This is a genomic window from Aeromonas sp. MdU4 (assembly GCF_041929505.1).
In the GTDB taxonomy this organism is placed as follows: Bacteria; Pseudomonadota; Gammaproteobacteria; order Enterobacterales; family Aeromonadaceae; genus Aeromonas.
Genome location: NZ_JBHFMW010000023.1, coordinates 175742 through 199174, shown reverse-complemented (window position 1 = coordinate 199174; position 23433 = coordinate 175742). Strand labels below are relative to the sequence as shown.

24 protein-coding genes are annotated in these 23433 nt (G+C 54.0%); 5 read left to right on the top strand and 19 right to left on the bottom strand.

The genetic code is table 11. From position 1 onward, the window contains the following. Nucleotides 1–2: 2 nt before the first annotated feature. A complete protein-coding gene (locus ACE1BR_RS13185) occupies nt 3–542 on the top strand; it encodes a GNAT family N-acetyltransferase (RefSeq protein ID WP_374870956.1) in 540 nt (179 codons plus the stop codon). Nucleotides 543–625: 83 nt separating this feature from the next. Here the strand turns inward: ACE1BR_RS13185 and ACE1BR_RS13180 are convergent, their stop codons facing one another. Beyond that, on the bottom strand, nt 626–1039 hold the full coding sequence (locus ACE1BR_RS13180; RefSeq protein ID WP_374870954.1) for a hypothetical protein: 414 nt from the start codon (nt 1037–1039) through the stop codon (nt 626–628). Nucleotides 1040–1536: 497 nt separating this feature from the next. On the opposite strand from ACE1BR_RS13180, the gene ACE1BR_RS13175 reads away from it, so the two are divergent. The 4 genes from ACE1BR_RS13175 (at nt 1537) to ACE1BR_RS13160 (ending at nt 6166) form a co-directional block, all read left to right on the top strand. Beyond that, nucleotides 1537–2868 carry a flavin monoamine oxidase family protein gene (locus ACE1BR_RS13175; RefSeq protein WP_374870952.1) on the top strand — a complete coding sequence of 444 codons (1332 nt, stop codon included), beginning with the start codon at nt 1537–1539 and terminating at the stop codon, nt 2866–2868. A 40-nt stretch (nt 2869–2908) separates the two neighbouring features. Next, nucleotides 2909–4426 carry a protoporphyrinogen/coproporphyrinogen oxidase gene (locus ACE1BR_RS13170; RefSeq protein WP_374870950.1) on the top strand — a complete coding sequence of 506 codons (1518 nt, stop codon included), beginning with the start codon at nt 2909–2911 and terminating at the stop codon, nt 4424–4426. Nucleotides 4427–4633: 207 nt separating this feature from the next. Next, nucleotides 4634–4900 (top strand): hypothetical protein, encoded by a 267-nt coding sequence (locus tag ACE1BR_RS13165; RefSeq protein ID WP_374870948.1) that lies wholly within the window; start codon nt 4634–4636, stop codon nt 4898–4900. Between the two features lie 123 nt (nt 4901–5023). Next, a complete protein-coding gene (locus ACE1BR_RS13160; protein ID WP_374870946.1) occupies nt 5024–6166 on the top strand; it encodes a heparan-alpha-glucosaminide N-acetyltransferase domain-containing protein in 1143 nt (380 codons plus the stop codon). A gap of 70 nt (nt 6167–6236) precedes the next feature. Here the strand turns inward: ACE1BR_RS13160 and ACE1BR_RS13155 are convergent, their stop codons facing one another. From ACE1BR_RS13155 to ACE1BR_RS13070, 18 genes are all read right to left on the bottom strand, one after another. Further along, entirely contained in the window at nt 6237–7367 is a 1131-nt protein-coding gene (locus ACE1BR_RS13155) for a JmjC domain-containing protein (protein WP_374870944.1), read from the bottom strand. Between the two features lie 165 nt (nt 7368–7532). Then, nucleotides 7533–8903 (bottom strand): adenylosuccinate lyase, encoded by a 1371-nt coding sequence (purB, locus tag ACE1BR_RS13150; RefSeq protein ID WP_374870942.1) that lies wholly within the window; start codon nt 8901–8903, stop codon nt 7533–7535. Nucleotides 8904–9032: 129 nt separating this feature from the next. Continuing rightward, complete coding sequence (gene hflD / locus ACE1BR_RS13145) at nt 9033–9647, bottom strand: high frequency lysogenization protein HflD (RefSeq protein WP_139408316.1); 615 nt, start codon at nt 9645–9647, stop codon at nt 9033–9035. 102 nt (nt 9648–9749) lie between these two features. Further along, nucleotides 9750–10856, bottom strand: a complete 1107-nt coding sequence (gene mnmA / locus ACE1BR_RS13140; protein ID WP_043850388.1) for a tRNA 2-thiouridine(34) synthase MnmA — start codon at nt 10854–10856, stop codon at nt 9750–9752. A 203-nt stretch (nt 10857–11059) separates the two neighbouring features. Further along, a complete protein-coding gene (locus ACE1BR_RS13135) occupies nt 11060–11551 on the bottom strand; it encodes an NUDIX hydrolase (protein ID WP_374870939.1) in 492 nt (163 codons plus the stop codon). Continuing rightward, nucleotides 11551–12453, bottom strand: a complete 903-nt coding sequence (rluE, locus tag ACE1BR_RS13130) for a 23S rRNA pseudouridine(2457) synthase RluE (protein WP_374870937.1) — start codon at nt 12451–12453, stop codon at nt 11551–11553. The genes ACE1BR_RS13135 and rluE overlap by 1 nt, the downstream gene beginning before the upstream one ends. Before the next feature lie 106 nt (nt 12454–12559). After that, a complete protein-coding gene (locus tag ACE1BR_RS13125; RefSeq protein WP_374870935.1) occupies nt 12560–13327 on the bottom strand; it encodes a PTS sugar transporter subunit IIA in 768 nt (255 codons plus the stop codon). Further along, a complete protein-coding gene (locus tag ACE1BR_RS13120) occupies nt 13327–13632 on the bottom strand; it encodes a PTS fructose transporter subunit IIB (protein WP_374870933.1) in 306 nt (101 codons plus the stop codon). The genes ACE1BR_RS13125 and ACE1BR_RS13120 overlap by 1 nt, the downstream gene beginning before the upstream one ends. Before the next feature lie 217 nt (nt 13633–13849). After that, nucleotides 13850–15256, bottom strand: a complete 1407-nt coding sequence (gene uhpT, locus ACE1BR_RS13115; RefSeq protein ID WP_374870931.1) for a hexose-6-phosphate:phosphate antiporter — start codon at nt 15254–15256, stop codon at nt 13850–13852. A 562-nt stretch (nt 15257–15818) separates the two neighbouring features. Continuing rightward, entirely contained in the window at nt 15819–17732 is a 1914-nt protein-coding gene (locus ACE1BR_RS13110; RefSeq protein WP_374870929.1) for a fructose-specific PTS transporter subunit EIIC, read from the bottom strand. A 533-nt stretch (nt 17733–18265) separates the two neighbouring features. Continuing rightward, nucleotides 18266–19042 (bottom strand): phosphotransferase family protein, encoded by a 777-nt coding sequence (locus ACE1BR_RS13105; RefSeq protein ID WP_374870927.1) that lies wholly within the window; start codon nt 19040–19042, stop codon nt 18266–18268. Nucleotides 19043–19053: 11 nt separating this feature from the next. Beyond that, nucleotides 19054–19569 (bottom strand): AAA family ATPase, encoded by a 516-nt coding sequence (locus ACE1BR_RS13100; RefSeq protein WP_374870925.1) that lies wholly within the window; start codon nt 19567–19569, stop codon nt 19054–19056. Then, nucleotides 19570–20142 carry a GNAT family N-acetyltransferase gene (locus tag ACE1BR_RS13095; RefSeq protein ID WP_374870923.1) on the bottom strand — a complete coding sequence of 191 codons (573 nt, stop codon included), beginning with the start codon at nt 20140–20142 and terminating at the stop codon, nt 19570–19572. Nucleotides 20143–20274: 132 nt separating this feature from the next. Further along, entirely contained in the window at nt 20275–20766 is a 492-nt protein-coding gene (locus tag ACE1BR_RS13090; RefSeq protein WP_374870921.1) for a DinB family protein, read from the bottom strand. A 57-nt stretch (nt 20767–20823) separates the two neighbouring features. Next, nucleotides 20824–21393 carry a cysteine hydrolase gene (locus tag ACE1BR_RS13085; protein ID WP_374870919.1) on the bottom strand — a complete coding sequence of 190 codons (570 nt, stop codon included), beginning with the start codon at nt 21391–21393 and terminating at the stop codon, nt 20824–20826. A gap of 156 nt (nt 21394–21549) precedes the next feature. After that, the gene (locus ACE1BR_RS13080) at nt 21550–22209 is read right to left on the bottom strand and encodes an HAD family hydrolase (RefSeq protein ID WP_374870917.1); all 660 of its coding nucleotides are present in this window, start codon (nt 22207–22209) and stop codon (nt 21550–21552) included. Nucleotides 22210–22416: 207 nt separating this feature from the next. Further along, nucleotides 22417–22641: a hypothetical protein gene (locus ACE1BR_RS13075; protein WP_374870915.1), complete on the bottom strand. Its 225-nt coding sequence runs from the start codon at nt 22639–22641 to the stop codon at nt 22417–22419. A gap of 344 nt (nt 22642–22985) precedes the next feature. After that, entirely contained in the window at nt 22986–23249 is a 264-nt protein-coding gene (locus tag ACE1BR_RS13070) for a hypothetical protein (protein ID WP_374870913.1), read from the bottom strand. Nucleotides 23250–23433: the final 184 nt, after the last annotated feature.

Sequence of the window (23433 nt, the reverse complement as noted above, 5' to 3'; positions counted from 1 at the left end):
GTATGCTGAGAACAGAGCGCCCCGGTGACATGCTGCCGGTCTATGAACTGGTGAGTGCCGCCTTCGGTCGTTCCGATGAGGCTGAATTGGTCAACCGTCTGCGCGAATGTGGCGCCGCCGTGGTGACCATGGTCGAAGAGGAAGAGTACGAGTTCATGGGGCACCTGATGCTAAGCCCGATCACCATTAACGGCATGGAAGGGCCCTGGCTCGGTCTGGCGCCGGTGGCGGTTCATCCCGATTGGCAAGGCCAGGGGATAGGGTCGGACCTCATTCGTGAAGGGCTCGATACGGCGCTCGAGATGGACTGGAAAGGGGTGGTGGTACTTGGCGATCCTGCCTACTACAGCCGTTTCGGTTTCCGTCCGGCCAGCGAGTTTGGTCTGCACTGCATCTATGAGGTGCCTGCCGACTGCTTTATGGCGATGGAGCTGCAGGAGCGAGGTTTTGCTGGCGTGCAGGGTGAGGTGCTCTATCACCCCCTGTTTGATGAACTCCCCGATGAGTTGCCAGACGTGCTGACAGAAGAGTCCCATCTATAGCGAAAAAGCCCTCATCGAGGGCTTTTTCATCTCATATCGGTCCCTGCTGGGCTGACCCGGGCAAGTCACTTGGGCAAATTCACTCAGGCGACGATGTCCAGCTGAGTGCCCTTGCGCTGCTCTTCGCCCACCATGCTGCCCATCTGCCGGGCGAGCGGGCTCTGCTGGAATTGCAGATAGTCGCTCAGATTCTGCTGGCGCTGGTAGCGAGTCGTCGCCTGATAAAGATCCCCGGCACCTGGGCCTGAGCGCTCATCATGCTCTACGCCGCTGGCTTCCATATAGCGCTCTACCACTGCTTTATCCTGCTGGTGGGCGGTATAGGAGACGGCCATGGTTCTGCGAGCCGTCGCCTGCTCCTCACTTTGCGCCTGCCATTCATCCTTCTTGGCCAGTGCTTCGTTGCGGGCTTTATTGATCTGTTCCGGTGTGACATCGGGATAGGAGGGATATTTGCCGTAAGCGGGCAGCGGCATGGGCCGGGAGGTGATCTGCATGGTGACGCTTCTCTTCTGAACAGGAACCCGCGCATGATACGGGGCCGTTTCTGCTCAAGAAAGCACCATCTCTCTGCTCATCAAGAGTGGGTTCAGCTTCGCTAATCGATTGTTAATTGAACATATTGCAGTGTAAAAAGTGAATTTCATTAATTTTTATGCACAGGCAATACTGAATGAAGCCAATTTCAGTAACGTTACATGCATTTAATTCACTTTGATTTTAAAGGTTATTTATCTTTTCTCATCTCAATTACAGCTGTGTTTTATTCGATTATTGTACGTAATTAGTTGCTTTATGCATGCTGGTTACTGTGACCACAAGGCACGTTTTGGTTGCTGCTATTGACTTGTTGCAAGCCCTTGCAGTAGTTTTGAGCGGTCGCTCAAATTGGTGTGAATAATGTCTGAGATGCTTCACAGGTTGCAGTGACAATATCGCCTCGAGCCAATCGGTTTACTGGCAACTTGGTCATAGTAGAGGAGACGTTAATACCATGGGTGAGTTGAAGTCTGCGGTTACCGATAGATGGCAAGTCATAGTGATTGGCGCCGGAGTGGCAGGTCTTGTTGCGGCTAAAAAATTGCGAGATGCCGGATACCATGTATTGGTACTTGAAGCCAGAGAGCGTATTGGGGGGCGTTTGCATACCTCTTCGCAGTGGTCGGGGCCCGCTATTGATCTTGGGGCAACATGGATCCATGGTGCTGGTTCAAAAAATCCTATTGCCAAATTGGCTGGCGAGTTGGGTATCAAGCACTTTGCCACCGATTCGGAGAGCGCAGATATTTTTTATGGTGGCTCTCATAAATTGAGCTCATCCCAGCGTAGACGTCTTGCTCTGATTGAAGACGAAATATTTGCAGCGATAACGGTGTTGCAAGATGCAGAGCGAGATGTCTCCTTACGGGATGGAATATATTCCCGGCTATCCTACTCTTCACGTTCAAAAGAAGATCAACGTATTATCGATTTTGTTTTAAGCAGCACCATAGAGCATGAGTATGGTGGCGCCATCGAACGGCTCTCTGCATATTGGTTTGACAGTGATGAAGAGTTTGCTGGAGACGAATGGGTTCTATATGACGGCTATCAATCAGTTGTCGAGTATCTTGCACAGGATTTAGATATCAGGCTTGACCAGGAGGTTGTCAAAGTCGAATACGAGCGTGATACAGCGGTTATCGTTAAAACTAAAACAATGACATACCAAGCTGCGCAAGTGATAGTCAGCCTGCCACTGGGCGTTCTGAAATCAGGGATGGTAGAGTTTCAACCATTGTTGCCAGACAGGAAAAATCAGGCGATTAAAAAACTGGGTGTTGGTACGCTCAATAAATGTTGTCTCCATTTTCCCTATACATTTTGGGATACTCGCTGCGACTGGATTAATAATATTCCTGATGCTGGCAACAAAGGACAATGGATTGAATGGCTAAGCATGGCCAGACATACCAATCAACCGATTCTGGTCGGTTTTAATGCCGCCGATTTTGCGCTTCATGTTGAGCTTCTGGATGATCAGGATACAGTGGCCAGTGCGATGGCTGTCTTGAGGTCCATGTATGGTGCAGATATTCCCGACCCGGTGAGTTATCTGATTACACGCTGGAGTGCAGATCCTTATGCACAGGGAGCCTATTCATACAATGGATTGGGCTCAACGCCCAAGACTCGGGACGATTTGGCCAAGAGTATTGCACATCGCCTCTTTTTTGCTGGCGAGGCGACGGAGAGATACTACTTTCAGACGGTACATGGTGCTTATTTTTCTGGAGTGAGGGCTGCTGCTGAGGTTATCTCTTCTGGTATATGTTGTGCCCGTTAATGATCATTGAATAAGTTAGGAAGACAGCAAAGGTGACATTATGCAGATTAATATAAAACATGGTTTAAATAAACAGGCAGCACTCATTGGTATATGTTATTTATTATGTGCAACCACTGCTTCCGCTCGCGACCATGCTGTGCAGCCAGCTCAGGTTGAGTTCCATGATATAGTGATCATCGGTGGTGGCATATCGGGTCTTACTGCAGGGTATTTTCTGAAAGATAAAGATATTATCCTGCTGGAAAAAAACGATGTTGTTGGTGGGCGTACATCGTCAGGAAATTATAAACAGTTTACCTACGCCAGAGGTACTGAATATCTTGGAGAGCCGGATGATGTGTTGGCCGGTATGGTGAGCAAGCTCGGTCTGGAAATGAAAGAGATTCCCTCTCCAATGGATGCCATTTTTGATGGAAAATCTATCAGTTATGGTAGTGATGGTATAGCCAGACACTTGATCAAATACAGTGACCTTGAGACATACAACAAGTTTACCAAGTTGATTTCATCAGAATATAAGCATTACGATGAAATACCTAGTACAGAATATAATGAGCGTACAAAAAAAATGGATTATATGGATGCCAAAAGCTGGTTGACAGCAAATGGTATTCCAGAAATTTATATCGATAAATACAATGTGACTAGTCGCGGGCTCTTTGGTGCGGGTTTGCAGGAGATATCGGCACTGAGCTTGATCCCCGAGGTGGCATTTGATTATGACGATGACGAACGTGGTTACGTGCTGGATGATGAACCAGGTAGTGCTGCAGAACAGTATGCTGATGCGACAAAAGAGGGTTCCAACTCTTACACCTTTACCAAGGGTATCTCCGAGCTGACTGACAAGCTGGGGCAGGAGTTGAATGGCAAGCTCCGGCTTGGGAGCACCGTCACCGGTATTACCAGACAAGGTGAAAATTATGCGGTGGCGTACACTCAAAAGGGCGGTAAGAAAACCACGATTCTGGCCAGGAGAGTCATCATTGCGACCCCGGCTCCGGTGACGATGAAGATCGCAGATGCAGTGCTGTCATCAGAGCGGAAAGAGATAATGAAAAACATAAATTACGCACCTTATGTGACGGTCGCCCTCTTCTCTGATACGCCGATATTCGACAAGGCGTTTGATTTAGCTGTGCCAGACAGTTACTTCTTTACCGATGTATATGATGCTACCTGGGTTGAACGTTTTTACGACAAACAAAAAACTGATCGGCCTAATATCATTTCGGTCTACATCGCACCCAAGACCAGTCATGACGGGTCAATTTTGACCATGAGTGACAATGAATTGTTGAAAAATGTCTATCGTGATTTGGATAAAATATTTGCATCAGCAAGCAAAAAAATCACCGGTTACGATATAGAGCGGTTCCCTTATGGTTATCCAGTGATGTCTTTGGGGGCATACGACAGATTGCTCAAATTGAATAATAGCGATGATGATTCAATTATATTGGCGGGCGACTATATGATTTACCCGACTTTTGAAGCAGCAGTACAGTCTGGTTACTCTGCGGCAGAGAAAATGCTTGATGCTGCTCACGACTGACATCATCAGTTAACTGCAGCCGTAAATATTAATTTGGAGATGGAGTAATACCTTGTAAGGTATTGCTCCTGTTTGCCATGTAGCCAACGGAAATCTATATTTAAAAGTAGTTGGTGATTGAATGGCGAAATGAACATAGGTTTAGTTTTAAGGGGGATCGATGAAGGAAGATAAAATAACCAACCTGCGAGCACCAATGGTATTATTTTGGGTTTTTTGCTCAATTATATGGCGACATGGGTACGTGGTGATGCAGAACATGTTGGCTCTGAGTGGCAGGCTTATTTGATAGGCATGTGTGTTTTTTCTGGCACGGTCAGTATGATCTTTGTGCTGTTCAGGATATTAAGCGTTCGTCAGAATGATGATGCCCTGACTTATTATAGAAACACCCTCTATCTTTTTATATTTGGTATCAGCATCGCCTTTTTTGGTGTGTTCTTTGATATGTTTATGACATTTATGGTTGAATGATCATTCAAGACGGATTTCTTTCCTTATAAGTCTGAGGTGATACGTTATGGCATTGTGTTCGCAATGCCATATTGTTGCATCGCTATGCCGTAACCAGCGCCATGAAATAAAGGCAGGTGATATATGTTTTCTCCGGATAAAGTAAACAGTGGAAGGCAACCTGAGCTAGATATAGCCAGAGGCTTGGCTGTGCTCTTTATGATTATCATCCATGTGCAACTGGTGTTTGCCAATACGGGGGTATGGGACACTCTATTGGCTGACATCAATGATTTTAATGGGGACATCCCAGCTGCCCCCATGTTTATGTTTCTGCTTGGTATCGGTATCAATTACTCAAGGAAGAATCAACCGGCATCAATGGCTTGGCGTGGTCTGGCACTGTTATGCACAGCCTACCTGCTCAGTTTTGTTCGCGGATTCATCCCAAACGTAATCATGGGTTTCAATAGTGCAGACATCAGCTATCTCTACAAGGGATTCAATGAGCTGATGATCGTGGATATCCTGCAATTTTCAGGGTTGGCAATGATCATGTTTGCTGGCTTCAACTTCTTCCGGTTTAACAAGGTTGCTATCGGAGTTAGCGGGTTGGTGTTTGCCCTGATAAACATTTTGCTATTGCCAGTGCAAACTCAGACTATTCCCGTATCTTCTCTAGCTGGACTTTTTTGGGGAAGTAATGAAAGTTCATATTTCCCGTTCCTGACATGGGCATTTTACCCCATCGCCGGTTATATCTTTGGCGATTACCTGATTCGTTGTGTCGATAAAAGCAAGTTTTATCTGATATCGGGGGCCATTGCGGCAGTCGTATTTTTTATCGGGATATACCTTTTCAATGTTGTTTTCTCTATTCCAACAGGCATGAATATGGAGACTGGTTACTACCATCATATCTTGACGGATAACATTACCTTTACTGGTGGTGTTATATTTGAACTTGCTATATTGAGTTGTCTGGTGCGTTATGTACCTGGCTTTATCAAGGATATAGCGGGTCGTTGGAGTAAGAATGTTACCCCGATTTACTGTATTCACTGGGGGATCATTTCATGGCTGACCTTGGCGATTCCGGGGCAAAGTTTGAGCATGGCGAGCTTTATTGCCCTGACCGCTGGGATTATGGTGGTCAGTGATGTGTTGGCGACGATATATGCAAATTGGAAAGCGGGAGATGGTCACAGGCGCTTCTCCTCCACGACCCTGATCCTGGTTGGGGCGCTGCTCGCTACCATGCTGGTGCTCTTCCTCTTTCATAAATAAGGCGGCGCAGCATTAAAAAGAAAAAGGAGGGATATCCCTCCTTTTTTATCTCTGCACGCTTGTTGTCGTATCAGTTGAAGAACCAGTAACCGCGGTTGACCAGTCGGGTCAGCAGTTGCAGGAAGCCGGCCTGATCGGCCAGCTCCACCATATCGGCCTGAGTGATGATGTCCTTGTCGCACAACAGGGAAATGGCTGCAGCATCTTCGCTCTGCAGGGTCCAGGCTTCGCCGTCGATGTAGCACTGCTGGCTCTCGCCGCTAAACCAGACGCTGCGCAGACCCGGCACCTTGATGGCAGGCTCGCCCTGGGTCAGCAGATCGGCTACTTCCTCGGCGCTGTAGTCAGGCTCGACCGGATTGACGTCCAGATCGTGCTTGGCCTCGGAGATCATGGTGCCGAACCACTCCTTGAACAGGGTCTCGTCATCGAGTGCCTGTTGCATCAGCTCGCGCAGACGGTGCAGCTCGTGGGGCTGGATCTCGCCGTGACGGGCACGGGGTTTGAGATCCGGGTCGCTGTAACGCTCGGTGCGTACCTCGTTGTCGATCAGGTGATCGGCGAAGGAGGAGATAAGCGCCTTGGCATCCGGTGCGCGGAAACCGACCGAGAAGTTCATGGAAGGCTCGATGGCGTAGCCTTCGTGGGGGAATCCGGGCGGAATGTAGAGAATATCGCCCGGCTCCATGATGACATCGATGATCGCCTCGAACGGCTCGCAGTGCAGCAGGGCGGCGTGGGCGGCAAACTCATTGAGCGGCAGTGCATCGCCAACGCGCCAGTGGCGCTTGCCCAGGCCCTGGGTGATGAACACATCGTAGTGGTCGATGTGGGGGCCGACACCCGCGTGAGGGGTGGAGAAGCTCACCATCACGTCGTCCAGGCGCCAGCCGGGGATGAACTGGAACGGCACCGCCAGCTCGTTCACCTCGGGGGCCCAGTGGTTGCAAGCCTGTACCAGAATGGTCCAGTTCTCTTCGCCCAGATGGTCGTAGGATTCGAAGGGGCCGTGGGCGGCATCCCACTTGCCATCGAAACGGGTGACGAGGCGGGACTCTACCACCTCTTCCATGGCCAGACCCGCCAGCTCGTCCGGGCTGATGGGATCCTTAAAGTCCTTGAAGCCGCCCTTGATAAGGAGCGGACGCTTCTGCCAGTAGTGCTCAAGGAAGTGAGCGATATCCAGATTGAGTTCGTACATAGATCTTCTCGTTAAAGGGTTCGGCAAAGGTCAAGAGAGGTCTTGCCAGAGGCGGCTGCCAGCCTCGGGCAAGCCCTCTTGCACACGGTGTATAGGGTGCCACATAAAATAACCGGGGCCCTGTTGCAGATCATGCACAGGGCCCCGGTAGTGTCACTTATCCGCTTATTTCAGCAGATCGACCAGACGCTGGGCGTCGCCGATGTAGTTGGCCGGGGTCAGCTTTTTCAGCTCAACCTTGACCGCTTCCGGCAACTCCAGGCTGTCGATAAAGGTGCGCATCCCTTCGGCATCGACACGGCGACCACGGGTCAGCTCCTTGAGCTTCTCGTAGGGCTTCTCGATACCGTAACGGCGCATCACGGTCTGGATCGGCTCGGCCAGCACTTCCCAGTTGGCATCCAGATCGGCGGCCATGGCGGCGGCGTTGGCTTCCAGTTTGGAGATACCCTTGAGGGTGGACTGATAGGCGATAAGGGAATAGCCGATGGCAACGCCCAGATTGCGCAGCACGGTCGAGTCGGTCAGATCACGCTGCCAGCGGGAGATGGGCAGCTTGCTGGCCAGATGCTGGAACACGGCGTTGGCCAGACCCAGATTGCCTTCGGAGTTCTCGAAGTCGATGGGGTTGACCTTGTGCGGCATGGTGGAGGAGCCGATTTCGCCCGCGATGGTGCGCTGCTTGAAGTGGCCCAGCGAGATGTAGCCCCACACGTCGCGGTCAAAGTCGAGCAGGATGGTGTTGAAGCGGGCCATGGCGTCGAACAGCTCGGCGATGTAGTCGTGCGGCTCGATCTGGGTGGTGTAGGGGTTCCAGGTCAGGCCCAGAGAGGTCACGAACTCCTCGGCGAACTGGTGCCAGTCCACTTCCGGATAGGCGCTGAGGTGGGCGTTGTAGTTGCCGACCGCGCCGTTGATCTTGCCGAGGATCTCCACCGCCATGATCTGCTTGTACTGGCGCTCCAGACGGTAGGCGACGTTGGCCATCTCCTTGCCCATGGTGCTCGGGGTGGCCGGCTGACCGTGGGTGCGGGAGAGCAGCGGCATGTCGCGGTACTCGTGGGCCAGACGCTTGATCTCGCCGATCAGCTTCTCGCAATAAGGCTTGATGACCTCTTCGCGGGCGGTTTTCAGCATCAGACCGTGGGAGTTGTTGTTGATGTCTTCCGAGGTGCAGGCGAAGTGGATGAACTCGCTGACAGCCGCCAGCTCGGGGTTCACTTCGACCTTCTCTTTGAGGAAGTACTCCACCGCTTTCACATCATGGTTGGTGGTGCGCTCGATCTGTTTGATGCGGGCGGCGTCGTTCTCGTTGAAGTTGCTGACGATGCCGTCGAGCAGGGCGCTCGCGGCTGCGCTCAGGGCAGGGACTTCCGGGATCCCGGCGTGGCTGGCCAGTTTCTGCAACCAGCGCACTTCGACTTCAACGCGAAAACGCAGCAGACCGAACTCGGAGAAGATAGGGCGCAGGGCATCGGCCTTGTCGCCATAACGACCGTCAATCGGGGAAACAGCAGTCAGCGCGGACAGCTCCATGGGGTGAACTCCTGATGATTGGTGTGGGGGATCCGTATCCACTCGCGCTGGAGCCAGGGTCGTCATCAAGATGGATGTGTGGCTGTTCACCCTGATGTCGACCTCGCAGGCCCGCGCACGAGCCGATGATTAGTAACGTTTGGCCAGTTCCACCATCTTCTTGCGGGCGAAGATGATCTGGGTGCGGCTGCCACCGAGCTGGCGCCACAGCACCACGGCGCGGATGCCCGCCAGCAGCAGGGCGCGCACCTTGTGCTGCACCAGCGGCTGTTGCAGGAACAGCGGGGTGCCCGCCACCTGGATTCTGGGGCCGATCGGGCTGATAAGGTCGCTGTAGATGCTCGCCATGTTGGCCAGGATCTGCTCGTCGAGCAGATCGAAGTGCTGTTGCTGGCGACCAATCTGGCTGATCCGCTCACCCAGCATGTTGAGAATATCCTTGCGCTTGGCCAGCTTGCGCTCCAGCGCAATCAGGCTCACCACGTAACGGGTCAGCTCGGCATTCTTCTGGCTGCCGTCAGCACCCAGCTGCTCGACCAGCGCGCGGTAGCCGTCGCGAATGGCCAGATGGGTGTTGTTGAACACCTCGAGCGGCTGGCTCGGGTTGGTCACCAGAATGCTGGAGAGGCTCTCGCGCAGGGCGGCCTCGTCACAGTTGCCGTCGCGGGCCACCTTCTGGACCAGATACGCCGCCTGGCAGATGCCGGCAAAGGCCATGGTTCTATCTTGGAATTTATCGCTCATATGTTCACGGCCTTCTCTTGTTCATTGGCTGGCTGATACTGCAGCTGGCCATGATCCGGCCCTGGAAGTTATCACTCACGTATGCTGCCTTTTGCTATTGGCTCAAACCGGATGGCTGAAACGCTGTTCGATGATGCCGCCGCCCAGACACACTTCCCCGTCGTAGAAGACGGCGGACTGGCCCGGGGTTACCGCAGCCTGTTTCTCGTCGAAGATGACCCGAATGGTCTCGTCGTCGATGGGCTGGATCAGGCAGGGGATATCCTGCTGGCGATAGCGGGTCTTGACGGTGCAGCGGCGCGGCTCGCGGATCGGGGTGCGATCCACCCAGTGCAGCTGGCTTGCAATCAAACCATCGGAGTAGAGGCGGGGATGTTCGCCCTGCGCCACCACCAGCACGTTGCGTTCGACCTCTTTGTCGACCACATACCATGCCTCTTCGGTGGCATCTTTGCGCCCACCGATGCCAAGCCCCTTGCGCTGGCCCAGGGTGTGATACATCAGACCCTGATGCTCGCCGATCACCTTGCCATCGACGGTCTCGATGTTGCCGGGCTGGGCGGGCAGGAACTTGGCCAGGAAGTCCTTGAATTTGCGCTCGCCGATAAAGCAGATACCGGTGGAGTCTTTTTTCTTGGCGGTAATCAGATCGAGCTGCTCGGCGATGCGGCGCACTTCCGGCTTCTCCAGATCGCCAACCGGGAACAGGCTTTGACCCACCTGCTTTTCGCTCAGGGTATAGAGGAAGTAGCTCTGATCCTTGTTGGTATCGAGACCGCGCAGCAGGCGCGGGCGGCCGGTGCTGTCGTCACGGCGCACATAGTGGCCGGTGGCGATATAGGTGGCACCCAGCTCTTCGGCGGCAAATTCGAGGAACGCCTTGAACTTGATCTCCTTGTTGCACAGGATATCGGGGTTCGGCGTGCGGCCAGCCTTGTACTCTTCGAGGAAGTGCTCGAACACGTTGTCCCAGTACTCGGCCGCGAAGTTGATGGTGTGGAGTTTCATCCCCAGCTTGTCGCAGACGGCCTTGGCATCAGCCAAATCCTGGGCGGCAGAGCAGTACTCGTCCGTGTCGTCTTCTTCCCAGTTCTTCATGAACAAGCCTTCGACCTGATAGCCCTGCTGCTGGAGCAGGTAGGCCGAAACGGAAGAATCCACGCCGCCGGACATGCCGACGATCACCTTGATTTGGCTGTTGTCTGTCATTAGTCGAAGTTACCAGTTCGTTTAAACGGGGCGTATTCTACCAGAGTTTTGCGCCCCCGGTCACATCTCCATGCCTGGGTTCCCATCAGGAACCTTGCGGCAGGAAATCGTTTTTCTGTTCGTCGGCACCATGATGAAAAAAGGGTGCCAAACGATCTCAAATGGTCTGTTCACGGTCTCGTAGCAAGATCGTGGACAGGTGCTCAAATAAAGGCCTTGAGCGCCGACAGCGGCAGTCGGGTTCCCGCCAGATAGTCCTGAATGCACTGCCATACCAAGGGGCTGCGCAGGGCCGGTTTGCACTCGGCGATCTCCTCCAGGGTGAGCCAGTGGCAAGCGAGCACATCACCGTCAGGATCCTCTGGATGGTGCTGACCGGGCGCTTTTTCAAGGTCGAAGATCAATGCGGTGCGCACATAAGTGGCCTCGCTGTCGGCCGGTTTATAGAGATAGGTGCCGAGCCAGGCGGTCGGTGTGGCGGTTAGCCCCGTCTCCTCTTTCAGTTCGCGACAGGCCGCTTCAAGCAGGTTTTCTCCCGGCTCGACATGGCCGGCGGGCTGGTTGAAACGGCGCTGGCCTTTTATCTCCTCTTCCACCACCAGAAAGCGGCCCTGCCACTGCACCACGGCGGCGACCGTCAGGCGCGCCTCCATGCGGGCATGGCTGGTGGTCGATTGCTCTGCCTGATTGCTCATCATGACTCCTTGTCGCTGCTATTGGGATTGCCCGCGCGGGCGGGTCGGCGTGCGGTACTGCGCCCGCTGCTGCGGGGTTTGCCGCCGGTCGGGCTTGGGGTTGCGCTCGCCGTTGAGTGAGTGCTGCGGGGACGCTCGTCCCGTTTCGGCTGGCTGGCCCGCCGTGGTGCATCCCCTGCCGGTTTGGCGGTGTTGTTACCTGAGCGCGAGGATGACGGCTTGTGTTGGCGAGTGGCTGGCGCCAGCTCGGGAGCGGGCAGGGCGCGGCTCTCGCCGGGTGCCAGACCATCTAACGTCCAGTCACCGATGGCATAGCGAATAAGGCGCAGGGTGGGGTGGCCGATATGGGCGGTCATCCGCCGCACCTGCCGGTTGCGCCCCTCGATGATTTTGATCTCCAGCCAGCTGGTGGGGATCTCCTTGCGCTCGCGAATGGGCGGATTGCGCGGCCACACCGCAGGTTCATCCATAATGCGCGCCCCGGCGGGCAGGGTCATGCCGTCATTGAGCTCCACTCCGGCGCGCAGGGCGGCCAGTTTCTCCTCGCTCGGAATACCTTCCACCTGCACCCAGTAGGTCTTGGGGGTCTTCTCCCCGGGTTGGGTAAGGCGCGCCTGCAGCTTGCCGTCGTTGGTGAGCAGCAACAATCCCTCGCTGTCGCGGTCAAGCCGCCCTGCGGCATAGATGCCGGGCTCGGTGATGTAATCCTTGAGGGTTTCGCGGCCCGCCTCGTCGGTGAACTGGCACAGCACCATATAGGGCTTGTTCAACAGCAGCAGCTTGCGATCCGCGGGCGCCAGCTCCGGTTTGCGGAGCGTGACCGGGCGCGTCGTGGTGGTGCGGGTGGCGCCATCACGGGGTGGCCGGTTGGCGAGGGAGAGACGGGAACGGGCAGATTTCATCGGATACACACATCAGACAGACAATGGCAGCGAGTGTACCACAGGGTGCTGAGGGCAGGATGAATGGCTGTGGTGTCACAACAATAAGCGCCCGGAGCTGATTCGCCTAGCTCAGCAGGCTCTCTATCACGATGGCTTGCCGGGCCGGTGCAGAGCCCGCTTGCAACAGGGCGTGACTGACCACATCGTCGAGCATCGCCTGCGCCAGTCGGGTGAGGGGGCGCAAGGTGTCGCGTCCGCTGCCGAGCGGCACCGCCAGCAAAATGATGGTCTGCACCGGGCCGATGAGTGAACCCCATTCGATAGGCTGCTGGCAACTGAGCAGGGTCAGGGCGGGCTGGCTGATCCCCTCGCTCAACACATGGGGCATGGCAAGACCGGGGCGGATAATGGTGGCGGAGATCTGTTCGCGCCGCTCGACCGCTGCGCTTAACGTGGCTCGGTCGGTAACCAGTTCGGCGGGCAGCAGATCGAGCAAATGTTCGAGCGCGTCGGCCTTGCTCAACGAGGCGGGGCTGTGGGCGATCTGGCGCAGGGCGAAGTGGTAGTTGGGCAGGCTATTTGCCAGTCGCAATTCGGCCATGGCGGCGGTCATTGGGCGTACCAGCGGTTGGCCGAGTTCGCCACACCAGCAGGTAAAGGCCATATGGGCCAGCTCGGCATCGTCCCCTTTGATCTGCAATTGGCAGAGATCGCCGGGTTGGGTCGCGAGGGTGAGCAGGGATAGCTGGTTGCTGGCACTGATGGTCTGGCGCCGGGTGAGGTTGGCGCAGCAAATGGTCGAATTGAACATCCCCGCCAGCCGGTTCAACTGCTTGGCCTGGGTGATGCTCAACCCCTGCTGGCAGTAGAAGGTGATCTCGCAGGTTGGCATCAGACTGCGATCGGCAGCGCCTTGAGCACGGCGGCGGCATCCAGCAGCACGGTTTCCAGGGTCACCTGATGGATGGGGCAACCGAGGAAACGCTCTTTCTGTTCCACCTCGATGTCGGAGGCGATCAGCACCAGATCGGCACCGGCGATATCGCGGGCGGTCAGCATGTTCTCCATGCCCATGGCGCCCTGAGTTTCGACTTTGATCTTGAGCCCCAGTGCGGTGGCGGCTTTTTGCAGGGCATCGGCAGCCATATAGGTATGGGCGATACCAGTCGGGCAAGCGGTGACGGCAACGATCTTCATCTGCTCTCTATGATGGTGACAGGGGGGAGCAACAAGATAGCGTCAGCGGGGGGCTTTTACCAAAAGTCCATGCAAAAAGTGGGATCTTGATGGGGATATGCCTGCCCCTTGAGCGGCAAAAATGGCCAATACGAGCCAGTTGGGTATTTAATTTCTTTAAACAACAAGGGCCACCCGTGTGGGTGGCCCTGAACAATCAGCGAAGTGTCGCAGGGGATCAGGCGGTCTGGGCAGCCAGCTCGGCGGTGCGCAGCTCACGCTTGATGCGGCGGATCTTGCGCTCTTCGGCAATGGCCACACAGCCCATCAGCACCAGACAGGCGGCTGCGGCGATGTCGAGGGCGGCGAAGGAGCCGGTCCAGCCGGTCAGGCCGAAGATGGGGGTGCCATCGGCGATCATGCCCAGACCCAGTTTGGCGAAGCTGTCACCGATGAGGTAGGCGAAGGTGCCCTTGACGCCATCGGCCACGCTGATGCCCTGCTTGGGGACGAAGCCCACGGCGGCAACGCCGATCAGCAGTTGCGGACCAAACACCAGGAAGCCCAGGGTGAACAGGGAACCCAGGAACATGAACTGGGTAGTCGCATGCTGGTAGAGACCCAGGGTGGCGATGATCAGTGCTAGGGCGACACACGCCACCAGACCACGACGGCCGTTGGCCAGATCGGAGAGGTAACCCCACATCAGGGTGCCGACCAGTGCGCCCACTTCAAAGAAGGTGAAGCCCTGAATGGCGATCTCTTTGGAGAAGCCCAGCACCTGGTGAGCGTAGACGGTGGACCACTGGTCGATACCGATGCGCACCACGTAGAGGAAGATGTTGGCAAAGCAGAGCAGCCAGATCACCTTGTTCAGCAGCACATACTTCACGAAGATCTGACCCTTGGTCAGCTTCTGCTCCTCGGTGGCGATATCCTCTTCGCTCGCCACTTCGTCAAACAGCTCCTCCACCTTGCCCAGACCATAGGCTTCCGGTGAATCGCTACCAAAACGCAGGCCGATAAAGCCGACGATCAGCGCGATGATGGAGGGGAAGATAAACATGCCTAGCACGTTGCCATCAAACAGGTAGTTGGCACCGAACAGCGCCACACCGGCCGCACCGGCCCCGCCCACGTTGTGGGAGAGGTTCCACATGCCGAGATAGGTGCCGCGCTTGTTGCGAGGGGTCCACTTGGTAATGGTGGAGTAACTGCACGAGCCGCCACAGCTCTGGAAGAAACCGCTGGCTGCGTAGAAGAAGATCATGAAATAGAGGCTAAAACCGGTGCCGCCCATGCTGGCACTGAAGCCCAGCATGCAGAGCGCGGAGAGGATCAGCATCAGCGGCAGGAACTGCTTGGTATTCTTGCCATCGGCGTAGTAGGAGACGATGGTCTTGCCCACCCCGTAGGTGATGGAGAAGCCAAGGCCGATCATGCCAAGCTCGGTCATGGAGAGACCGTACTCCTGGATCATGTCATTTTGCGCAATGTTGAAGTTCTTGCGGATCAGGTACATGGTCAAATAGCCAATAAATACAACCAGATAAGATTGCATAAACGGCTTGAACCAGAGCTTGCGCCGGGCTTCGACCGGCAGGTCCAGGGTCGGGACCCGGACCTGTTGGAGAAATTTCAACATCTTCGTTCATCCTCTGCGAGATAGACGGTATTGCCGCCGCGCCCCTCATTGGTAGATAGGTTGTTAGAGGTCACGCCACGTAAGGGGAACGGAAAGTCAGGGGCTGCCAGCCGTTGCTGCGCTCGACTCTCCATCCATATCAACCCGGGCCCGGCACGGGATGACGGGGCGCAATGCCCGTCGTGGTGCGGGTCACGACATCAGGTGGGTTGACTCTAATCAGGGGGGCAATAAATGGCTTGAGAGCCATCCCTAGTGGAGTTAGGAAATTTTCCTAGTTTTGGCGCTTTCGCGGGGAAAGCGTGAGAAGCATCACACCGCTGACACCGGATTGCTGCCATTTCAGCCAGTGGCAGTCGGATTATCCGGGGGCTGGGTGCGATACAAGCGGGGCCGGGGGGGCACTGGCAGGTGAGAGGCAGAGCATGCTGGCCGGAGGGCGAGCGTTGAGCGCGATGGTAAAAACGTTGGTCACGCTGACAAAAACAAAGAGGCCACCCTGCGGTGGCCTCTTGGCGTGTGCCGAACCTTATGGTTGCGGCTGATGGTGGCGAGAGTCTGCTCAGGCAGCTTTGGCCAGAGTCACTTCCTCATTGGCAGCTTTTTTGATGCGCATTTTTTTCAGCGCAACCGCAGCCACGCCGGTGACGATAGCACCACAGACCATGCAGAGCAGTGCCAGCAGCGGCTTGTTGATTGCACCCAGCAGGGCCACGATGGGGCCACCGTGGGCAACGCTGTTGGTGATGCCGAACAGGAAGGCCATTACCGCGGCGGTCATGCTGCCCAGAATGTTGGCCGGGATGACGGCCAGCGGATCACGAGCGGCGAACGGAATCGCACCTTCGGAGATACCCACCAGACCCATGGCACCGGCGGCTTTGCCCGCTTCGATTTCAGACTCATCGAAGATGCCCATTTTGCGACCGATGACGGTTGCCAGCGACATGCCGAGCGGTGCAGCCGGGATGGCGCAGGCCATGGCACCCATAAACTGGGTCTGACCGGAGGCGATCATGCCCACCGAGAACAGGAAGGCCACCTTGTTGACCGGGCCACCCATATCAAAGCCAGCCATACCCCCCAGCACGATACCCAGCAGCACCAGACTGCCACCGCTCATGGAGACCAGCATGGCATTGAGGCTGGTCATCATGTCGGCAATCGGGGCGCCGATGATGAAGATGAAGACCGCAGCGATAAACAGGGAAGCAACGATCGGTGCGATCAGGATCGGCACCAGCGGTTGCACCATCTTGTGGTAGTTGCGGGTGGCAATCCAGCGCACCAGATAACCGACCAGCAGGCCCGCAATGATGGCACCGATAAAGCCGGTACCGGCCTCGGCACCGTAGAAGCTGCCGTTGTTGGCGATCCAGCCGCCGATCAAGCCCGGGGCCAGCGCCGGACGATCACCGATGGCGTAGGCGATATAACCGGCCAGGATCGGGATCATCAGGGTAAAGGAGACCACACCCACGTTGAGGATCTGGTTCCACAGGCTCCCTTCCGGGATCTGCATGCCGCTCGGGGTCGGGTGACCACCGATGGCCAGCGCCAGCGCAATCAGCAGACCGCCGGTGATGACGAACGGCAGCATGTGAGAGACACCGTTCATCAGGTAGCGATAGAGTTCGGAGCGGCCACTGGCGATCGTCTCTTCACCCTTTTTATCTTCTTTGCCAGCCACATAGGCCGGGGCTTTCAGTGCTTGCTCGATCAGACCCTTGCCATCTTTGATGGGGGCCTTGACGCCGGTTTTGACCAGCGGCTTGCCAGCGAAGCGGGCCATGTCTACCTGCTTGTCACAGGCAACCACGATGGCGCTGGCGCGGGCAATCTCGTCTGCAGTCGGGCTGTTCTTGACGCCGATGGAGCCGTTGGTCTCCACCTTCACCTCGTAACCCAGCTCTTTGGCTGCGCGCTCCAGCGACTCGGCCGCCAGATAGGTGTGGGCGATACCGGCCGGGCAACCGGTGACACCGATGATGAAACCCTTGCTGGTGGTCGGGGCAGTGATCTGCTCTTCCTTTTTGGCCAGCAGCAGCGCCAGCGCATCGGCCGGGCTCTTGGCTGCCATCAGCTTGGCGATAAAGCCCTCTTCGATCAGCTTGCCGGAGAGTTCTGCCAGCACCTCGATATGGTGATTGGCGCCACCATCGGGGGAGGCAATCATGAAAAAGAGGTGGGACGGCTCGCCATCTTCGGCGCCGTACTCGATGCCGTTGCGGCTGATGCCGATGGCGACCGCCGGGTTGCAGACCGCCGCGCTCTTGGCGTGGGGCAGGGCTACGCCCTCCTCAAAACCGGTGTTACCCAGCTCTTCACGGGCCCACAGATCCTTGATAAAGGCCTGCTCGTCGCTGACCTTGCCCTGCGATGCCAGCAGGCGGGCCATCTCGGTGAAGACCTCTTCCTTACGCGTCGCTTTCAAATCGAGATTGATCAGATGTTCATTGATCAAGGTGGTGATCATTGCGCTCTCCCCGCTTCCGGTGATGGAAGCTATGCGTGAGTACGAATCGACGTACTGGATAAAAATGACTTGGTTATTATCGCGGTTCGCTTGTCCCCTCCCTATCGGACAAATGTGCTAATAACTGGATTTTTGTGCGCATAAAAGCGCAGTGTGATGGAGATCCCGTTTTTCAGCGGGACTCGCCATTTTTCAAACTCTGACAATTTTCTCTTTAAAAACAAAAGAGTGAGTGCTGATATGGCTTGTGGCGAGGTTTTCTGTGTGCAGCATTAATTAATTAATCATTATCGCTATCTGGATTTATATGTGGTTTAACGGCTCCGTGCGATGTGATCTATCTCACAAAAAGGCCCTGTTTTGCCGAATGGATTAGGATTTTTATGCGCTTGGTGCGCCGGGGTTGGCCCGTTCGGCAGAGCAAGGCGCTGGCTGACGGACGAAGGCTGGCGCCCAAGGCAAACCGCGCCAGGTGCAATGCAGAACGTCATCAATACAGGCACATCGCATGGCGCGCTGTGCAGGGTCTGTGACTACCAGAGATGCCCAACCGATTCCAGCCAGTGAGGCACCTGCTGCCGATACCAGTTCAGGTAGGTCTGTGCCTGCGGTTTTCCTCTTCTGATCAGCAGGTTGGCAACCTCGATAATCAGCCAGCATTTGGCCATCACCAGATGGCGAAGCAAGCGGTCGCCAGCGATGAGCGAGCTGTGGCGCAGATAGCGCTCAATGATGGCTTCATACTCCGCCAGTGAACCCATCCGCGGCACCAGCGGGGCCAGGTCGATGGCCGGGCTGCCATAACCAAATCGTTCCCAGTCAAACAACACCAGCTCGCCATTGTCGCGGGTGCCCCAGTTGCCCGCATTGCTATCCCCCGAGATCAGGCACGGCCCCTCGAATAGTTCGTGGCCAAGCTGCTGGAGATGGCGGATCTTCTCGTTGGCCGCTTCCGGCAGGCGGAGCATGGCGAGCGCCGCCTCGGTATCGGCCTGCGACCAGCCGTGAGCCTTCAGCGCAAAGTCGGGCTGATAGTTGGCGTTGTGCAGGCTGGCCAGCTGAGCAAAGGTCTGCTCGTTGTGGTGCAGTTGCGCGAGGGTGACCGGATGAGGGATCTGCTCAAGGAACAGGGTCTCCCCCTCGACCTTGAGCAGGGCCGGGGTGTTGATCCCGGGCAAGCAGGGTGCCGCACGTTGGTAAAAATTACGTTCGACCGGCGATGCGCCGCTTTTCCTGATGCAGGGAGTGCCATCCAGCAGCTGAATATTGACCGAAGCGCTCCCCATTTTTGCCAGCTCCTGTTGCGTCATCCTCTACCCCGTTAGCTATGAGTGGTCAGTTGCGTGAGATAGTTGTTTACCTCTTGGCGGGTGGTGAAATGGTGTTTGTCGCTTTGGTATCGTTCAAACAGCTCGCGATGGAATTGGCGGGAGCTTTTGCTGGCTCGCAGTTCATATTCCGATGCCCACACCAGCAACTGTTGAAAATTCTCTTCCGCGGCGATGGCATCGCGCTGTATGGCACTTTGCGAACCGCGTGATAGCAGTGAATCCCGGCAGACCGACCAGTCGAGATCGAGAAATAGCAGGAGGTCGGCGGCAGCAAGCAACTGCTCGGCCAGGGCGCCAAATACCCCTTCAACCACCCAGGATGGTTCTTGGGCAAGCGCTTTAATGGCGAGGTCGATCTCATCTTGTGACCGTTTTTGATTAAAGCCGCCGGGCTGCCAGACGATGGTATCGAGATTGACCTCGCGGATCGTTAACTGCTCAGCCAATCGAGCCGCCAACCAGCTCTTGCCCGAGCCGGAGTTGCCAATAATCAGAATGCGTTGCATCTATGAGCGCTCTTTATATGCCTGATTGGCTGGTGACGAACTTTGTTGCCACTCGCGCTGGAGGATGGCCAACACCACGGTATCCCACCACTGATCTTTGAAGAAACGGTGTTCGCGAAAATATCCCTCTTGCCTCATGCCCAACGTTTTGCATAACCGTATCGCAGCGCGATTTTGGCTGATGGTTTCTGCATAGATCCGGTGTACCGCCAAGGTCCGGAAACCAAAATCCAGCAAGGCGTGCGCTGCTTCATGTATAAGTCCATGACCCTGATACTCCCGGGACATGCCGCAGCCCATTGATGCCTGATTATTCGCTTCAAGACGCAGGCAGACCGTGCCAATAAATTTCCCGGTTGCCTTGTACTCGATGGCCAATTGATAGGCAGTACGCGGGTGTTCGCTCGCCTGCTCGATAAACAGCTTGGTGAGCTGCCGATATTTATCCGGGGCGCAATCCGTCTCACTGTAAAACCGCTGATACTTGCTCTGTTGCGAGATGGCGACAAATGCCGCCTCATCAGTTGGCTGCATATCGCGCAGTATAAGATGTGTGGTTTCAAGCTTGAACATAACGTCCTTGTTAATCGCACCGCTTGTTTGGTGACAGAAAGTGTGGTGGCTGGAGGGTAGCGATAATTTTACGAATGTCAAAATACGCTTCGTTATTCTACATGCTGCCGATTACCAATATAGATTGGTAACCTATCGTGCTCTTCTATTTGGTTCTACCTGATGAATGTACATAGAGAAGGTGTCTGCTGGTCTGATATAACCGGTATGCTGAATTTGATGTGCTATGGCACTACGATGATATGTGCCATGATTGATAATATGAAATAGTATTTCCATTGTTGACATGCAACCAGGCTGGCCATCGGTAAAGTCAAACAGAACTGTTTTTTGCAGATGCTCATCTGAAATATCAAAAATAAACTCTTGAAACCATCGATTTGATCTCGCTAATCGTACAGCGAGCTCTGGTAGCGAGGGGGGCTTGAGCGTATTTGTGCTCTGATGCGGGGAGGGTAAGTCCTGTAGATGGGCACGAAATATCTCTTCAACAATAACCATGTGGTTCAATTGTTGTTGAGCAAAATGTATGACCTCTTGTGAACGTGCTGCAGGTATATCAGATAATGCAGTTAATAACCGCTTATCTGACCATTCTTTGTAGTCAAAAGCGTTTTTTAGCATAAGCGATTACCTGTTGGCGGTTAAAGATTAAACCGGTGTTTGGAACATAATCGTTCATCATGCATAAACAGCATTGTTTATGTGGTGCTGGATCTGCCGATTGGAAAGAGGAATGCCAATTCCGCTGTTAACCATATAGTTAAATGACTCTTCATGACACCCTTTATCATATGAATCGATACACTCTTGCGCCAGGATCAATTTGTAATCCCGCTGATAGGCATCGATTGCAGTAACTCTTACACAGGCATGGGTGTTGACGCCTGCGATCACAATCTCACTGGGTGAGATCTCTTGGAGTAATACGTCAAGTTCGGTCTGGAAGAAGGCACTATACCTTTTCTTTATTATTTCTGGCTCATCGGGAAGGCGAGTTAATTCGGCAAGCAGTTCACAGCCTGCAGTGCCTTCAATCGTCCATTGTTGCTTGGCGTGGCGTAATGCAAGGTAGCTATCTGACAAGTCCTCTTTGAAAACCTGCCGAACCCATATAATGTTATGGTTCTCCTCTCTAAATAGAGTAAGCAACTCATTGATGGCAGTGGTAAATTGTGCCCTTTTCTCGAAAAGTCTGCCTGCGCGGAAAAAATCTTCCTGTATATCAATCAGCAAAAGAAGTTTTTGCATTTGGTTTACCTCAAGATCGATGTAAATTATATATAGAAAAATCCGCCATCCATTTTTTTACATCGACGGGCACCGTTGTGATGGAAAAATATTTCATGGAATATGAACAAGAGAAGGTGAGTCGGCTAGACTTTCCCGCAGAGTTTTATCTGCTTACTATTCCTGCAATACCAAATTTAGATCAAACTGTTCGAGATGAGTAATAATCTCATGACTGTAATGGGTATAATCTTCATCAATTGAGTTAACAATAATGATTTTGCCAGCGTGGGCGGCTTCAGCTGCAAGTATGCCAGTTTGCGAGTCTTCAAAAACAATCACTTCATGTGGAGCGCAACCAAGTTTCTTCATCGCTATTTCGAATATTTCCGGGCTTGGCTTACTCGCAATTTTGCCGTTATTGTAGATAATGCTCTCTAATGAAAACCAGCGAGCCAGGTCATAGTGTTCGAAGAAGAAACTGACATTCTCAATGCCGGATGATGTTGCAATAGTGAAGGGGACCTTATGTTCTTGCAAATGGTCAAGCAGTTCGACGACTCCCGGCCCGAGCGCAAGCTGTTTGGCTAAACACAGGTCTTGATAAATCAGCTCTTTTTCTAGCGTGTATTTTTCTATTTCGGCTGGGGGAAGATCTTTACGGAAGAGATCTTTGAATATTTGCTGGTTTTGTTTGCCATGGATGACCTCGTTCTTCTCTTCATCAGTCAGGTTGAATCCATGCTTTTCCAGGAATGAATCCCAAGCTTGATTGTGCAGCGGGGTATCCCAAAGCAGGGTGCCATTAAAATCGAAAATGATTGCTTTGTACTTCATGTTTTTCCTTACGTGCTGATTAGTGGAAGATAAATGAAATGTATAGTTCCCCCCATTCACCATGAATAACAATTGAAGAGTTGTATGGTTTATTTTTGAGTGATAGCAGTTGCCATTGTGTAATAGCACTCATGGAGCGGACTTATGGGGGCATGGGTAGAAAGAGGAATATTGCTTGTCGTAATAAAATCATACAGTTTTAAAAAATCAAGACGCTTTATTGGCATGGAGGTCGATGAGCACATTTTTAATAAAATAGATAACCGCGGCCAAGATGGTTAAGGGAAGTATAAAAGGAGCTGTGCGATAAATTTCTGGTTCAAAGAGACCAATTAATAGAAGAAATATGATTGGCGCGACGGCTAAAAATAATGTAAATCCGACATGTTTTTTAATGATTTTTTCTATCTGTTGTTCAGTTATTTGGTTCACAATAGTTCATCCTTGGGCTGATAGATAATGATCTGTACAGGCTAATATTCAGTTCCCTGTTTTTGTCAGACAAGGCTACCGCCCCTGAGTTTCAGCTCCCAGCTTGCTGCTTTTTACCTGTGAATGAGCGGTATGGGTAACACAGAGCAGATCCATAGATATGACTCCGTTGAAGGCTTGGTAGCCAAGTGGAGCACTTTAACCGATTGCTGGGGTTGGCAGAACAGAATGCGGATAAAAATCAGGCGGGGATCAACAAATGGGTGAGGTAGATCTAATTCCAAAGTGGAGCATGCCACCTCTTGCGGCAGAGGTGGCTTCGGCTGCACGTTGCAGTCCGGTTTTCAATACTCCAGAAACTTCTCCCCGCAGCGTTCGCAAATAAGATGTTTTACATGGGTGGCCTGATAGGCGAGGGTCTGGCCGAAGACAGCATTGGTCAGGCTGCTGGAGCGAAAGGCTTGCCAGAAGGCTTTGCGCGGGTCTTTAGGCATCACATCCTGACTGTGATCCCGTGGCACCAATACCACGATATGGCGGGTGCGCTCCCTGCATTTGTCACAGCGATGGATTTCAGTTGGTGGGTTCTGATCGTGCTGACTACTCATAAAGGGGCTCGTGAAGAGAGGGAGACGCCCATCATATTCCTCTCCACTTGGCTCTCAATCTCTCCTTGCCAGCGCAGTGAGCAGGCTCACGTTTTGCGCTGCTGCAGGCTTGCCCAGCCAGTTCAGGCTGATGCCCTCTTCTGCGGTTTGCTGGTGAGCGGTACTGATATGGCGGGTGGGGCGA

Excerpts from the sequence above, each read along its gene's own strand:
- ACE1BR_RS13185 (WP_374870956.1), top strand. The coding sequence starts at position 3 with ATGCTGAGAACAGAGCGCCCCGGTGACATGCTGCCGGTCTATGAACTG.
- ACE1BR_RS13180 (WP_374870954.1), bottom strand. The coding sequence starts at position 1,039 with ATGCAGATCACCTCCCGGCCCATGCCGCTGCCCGCTTACGGCAAATAT.
- ACE1BR_RS13175 (WP_374870952.1), top strand. The coding sequence starts at position 1,537 with ATGGGTGAGTTGAAGTCTGCGGTTACCGATAGATGGCAAGTCATAGTG.
- ACE1BR_RS13170 (WP_374870950.1), top strand. The coding sequence starts at position 2,909 with ATGCAGATTAATATAAAACATGGTTTAAATAAACAGGCAGCACTCATT.
- ACE1BR_RS13160 (WP_374870946.1), top strand. The coding sequence starts at position 5,024 with ATGTTTTCTCCGGATAAAGTAAACAGTGGAAGGCAACCTGAGCTAGAT.
- ACE1BR_RS13155 (WP_374870944.1), bottom strand. The coding sequence starts at position 7,367 with ATGTACGAACTCAATCTGGATATCGCTCACTTCCTTGAGCACTACTGG.
- purB (WP_374870942.1), bottom strand. The coding sequence starts at position 8,903 with ATGGAGCTGTCCGCGCTGACTGCTGTTTCCCCGATTGACGGTCGTTAT.
- hflD (WP_139408316.1), bottom strand. The coding sequence starts at position 9,647 with ATGAGCGATAAATTCCAAGATAGAACCATGGCCTTTGCCGGCATCTGC.
- mnmA (WP_043850388.1), bottom strand. The coding sequence starts at position 10,856 with ATGACAGACAACAGCCAAATCAAGGTGATCGTCGGCATGTCCGGCGGC.
- ACE1BR_RS13135 (WP_374870939.1), bottom strand. The coding sequence starts at position 11,551 with ATGAGCAATCAGGCAGAGCAATCGACCACCAGCCATGCCCGCATGGAG.
- rluE (WP_374870937.1), bottom strand. The coding sequence starts at position 12,453 with ATGAAATCTGCCCGTTCCCGTCTCTCCCTCGCCAACCGGCCACCCCGT.
- ACE1BR_RS13125 (WP_374870935.1), bottom strand. The coding sequence starts at position 13,327 with ATGCCAACCTGCGAGATCACCTTCTACTGCCAGCAGGGGTTGAGCATC.
- ACE1BR_RS13120 (WP_374870933.1), bottom strand. The coding sequence starts at position 13,632 with ATGAAGATCGTTGCCGTCACCGCTTGCCCGACTGGTATCGCCCATACC.
- uhpT (WP_374870931.1), bottom strand. The coding sequence starts at position 15,256 with ATGTTGAAATTTCTCCAACAGGTCCGGGTCCCGACCCTGGACCTGCCG.
- ACE1BR_RS13110 (WP_374870929.1), bottom strand. The coding sequence starts at position 17,732 with ATGATCACCACCTTGATCAATGAACATCTGATCAATCTCGATTTGAAA.
- ACE1BR_RS13105 (WP_374870927.1), bottom strand. The coding sequence starts at position 19,042 with ATGACGCAACAGGAGCTGGCAAAAATGGGGAGCGCTTCGGTCAATATT.
- ACE1BR_RS13100 (WP_374870925.1), bottom strand. The coding sequence starts at position 19,569 with ATGCAACGCATTCTGATTATTGGCAACTCCGGCTCGGGCAAGAGCTGG.
- ACE1BR_RS13095 (WP_374870923.1), bottom strand. The coding sequence starts at position 20,142 with ATGTTCAAGCTTGAAACCACACATCTTATACTGCGCGATATGCAGCCA.
- ACE1BR_RS13090 (WP_374870921.1), bottom strand. The coding sequence starts at position 20,766 with ATGCTAAAAAACGCTTTTGACTACAAAGAATGGTCAGATAAGCGGTTA.
- ACE1BR_RS13085 (WP_374870919.1), bottom strand. The coding sequence starts at position 21,393 with ATGCAAAAACTTCTTTTGCTGATTGATATACAGGAAGATTTTTTCCGC.
- ACE1BR_RS13080 (WP_374870917.1), bottom strand. The coding sequence starts at position 22,209 with ATGAAGTACAAAGCAATCATTTTCGATTTTAATGGCACCCTGCTTTGG.
- ACE1BR_RS13070 (WP_374870913.1), bottom strand. The coding sequence starts at position 23,249 with ATGAGTAGTCAGCACGATCAGAACCCACCAACTGAAATCCATCGCTGT.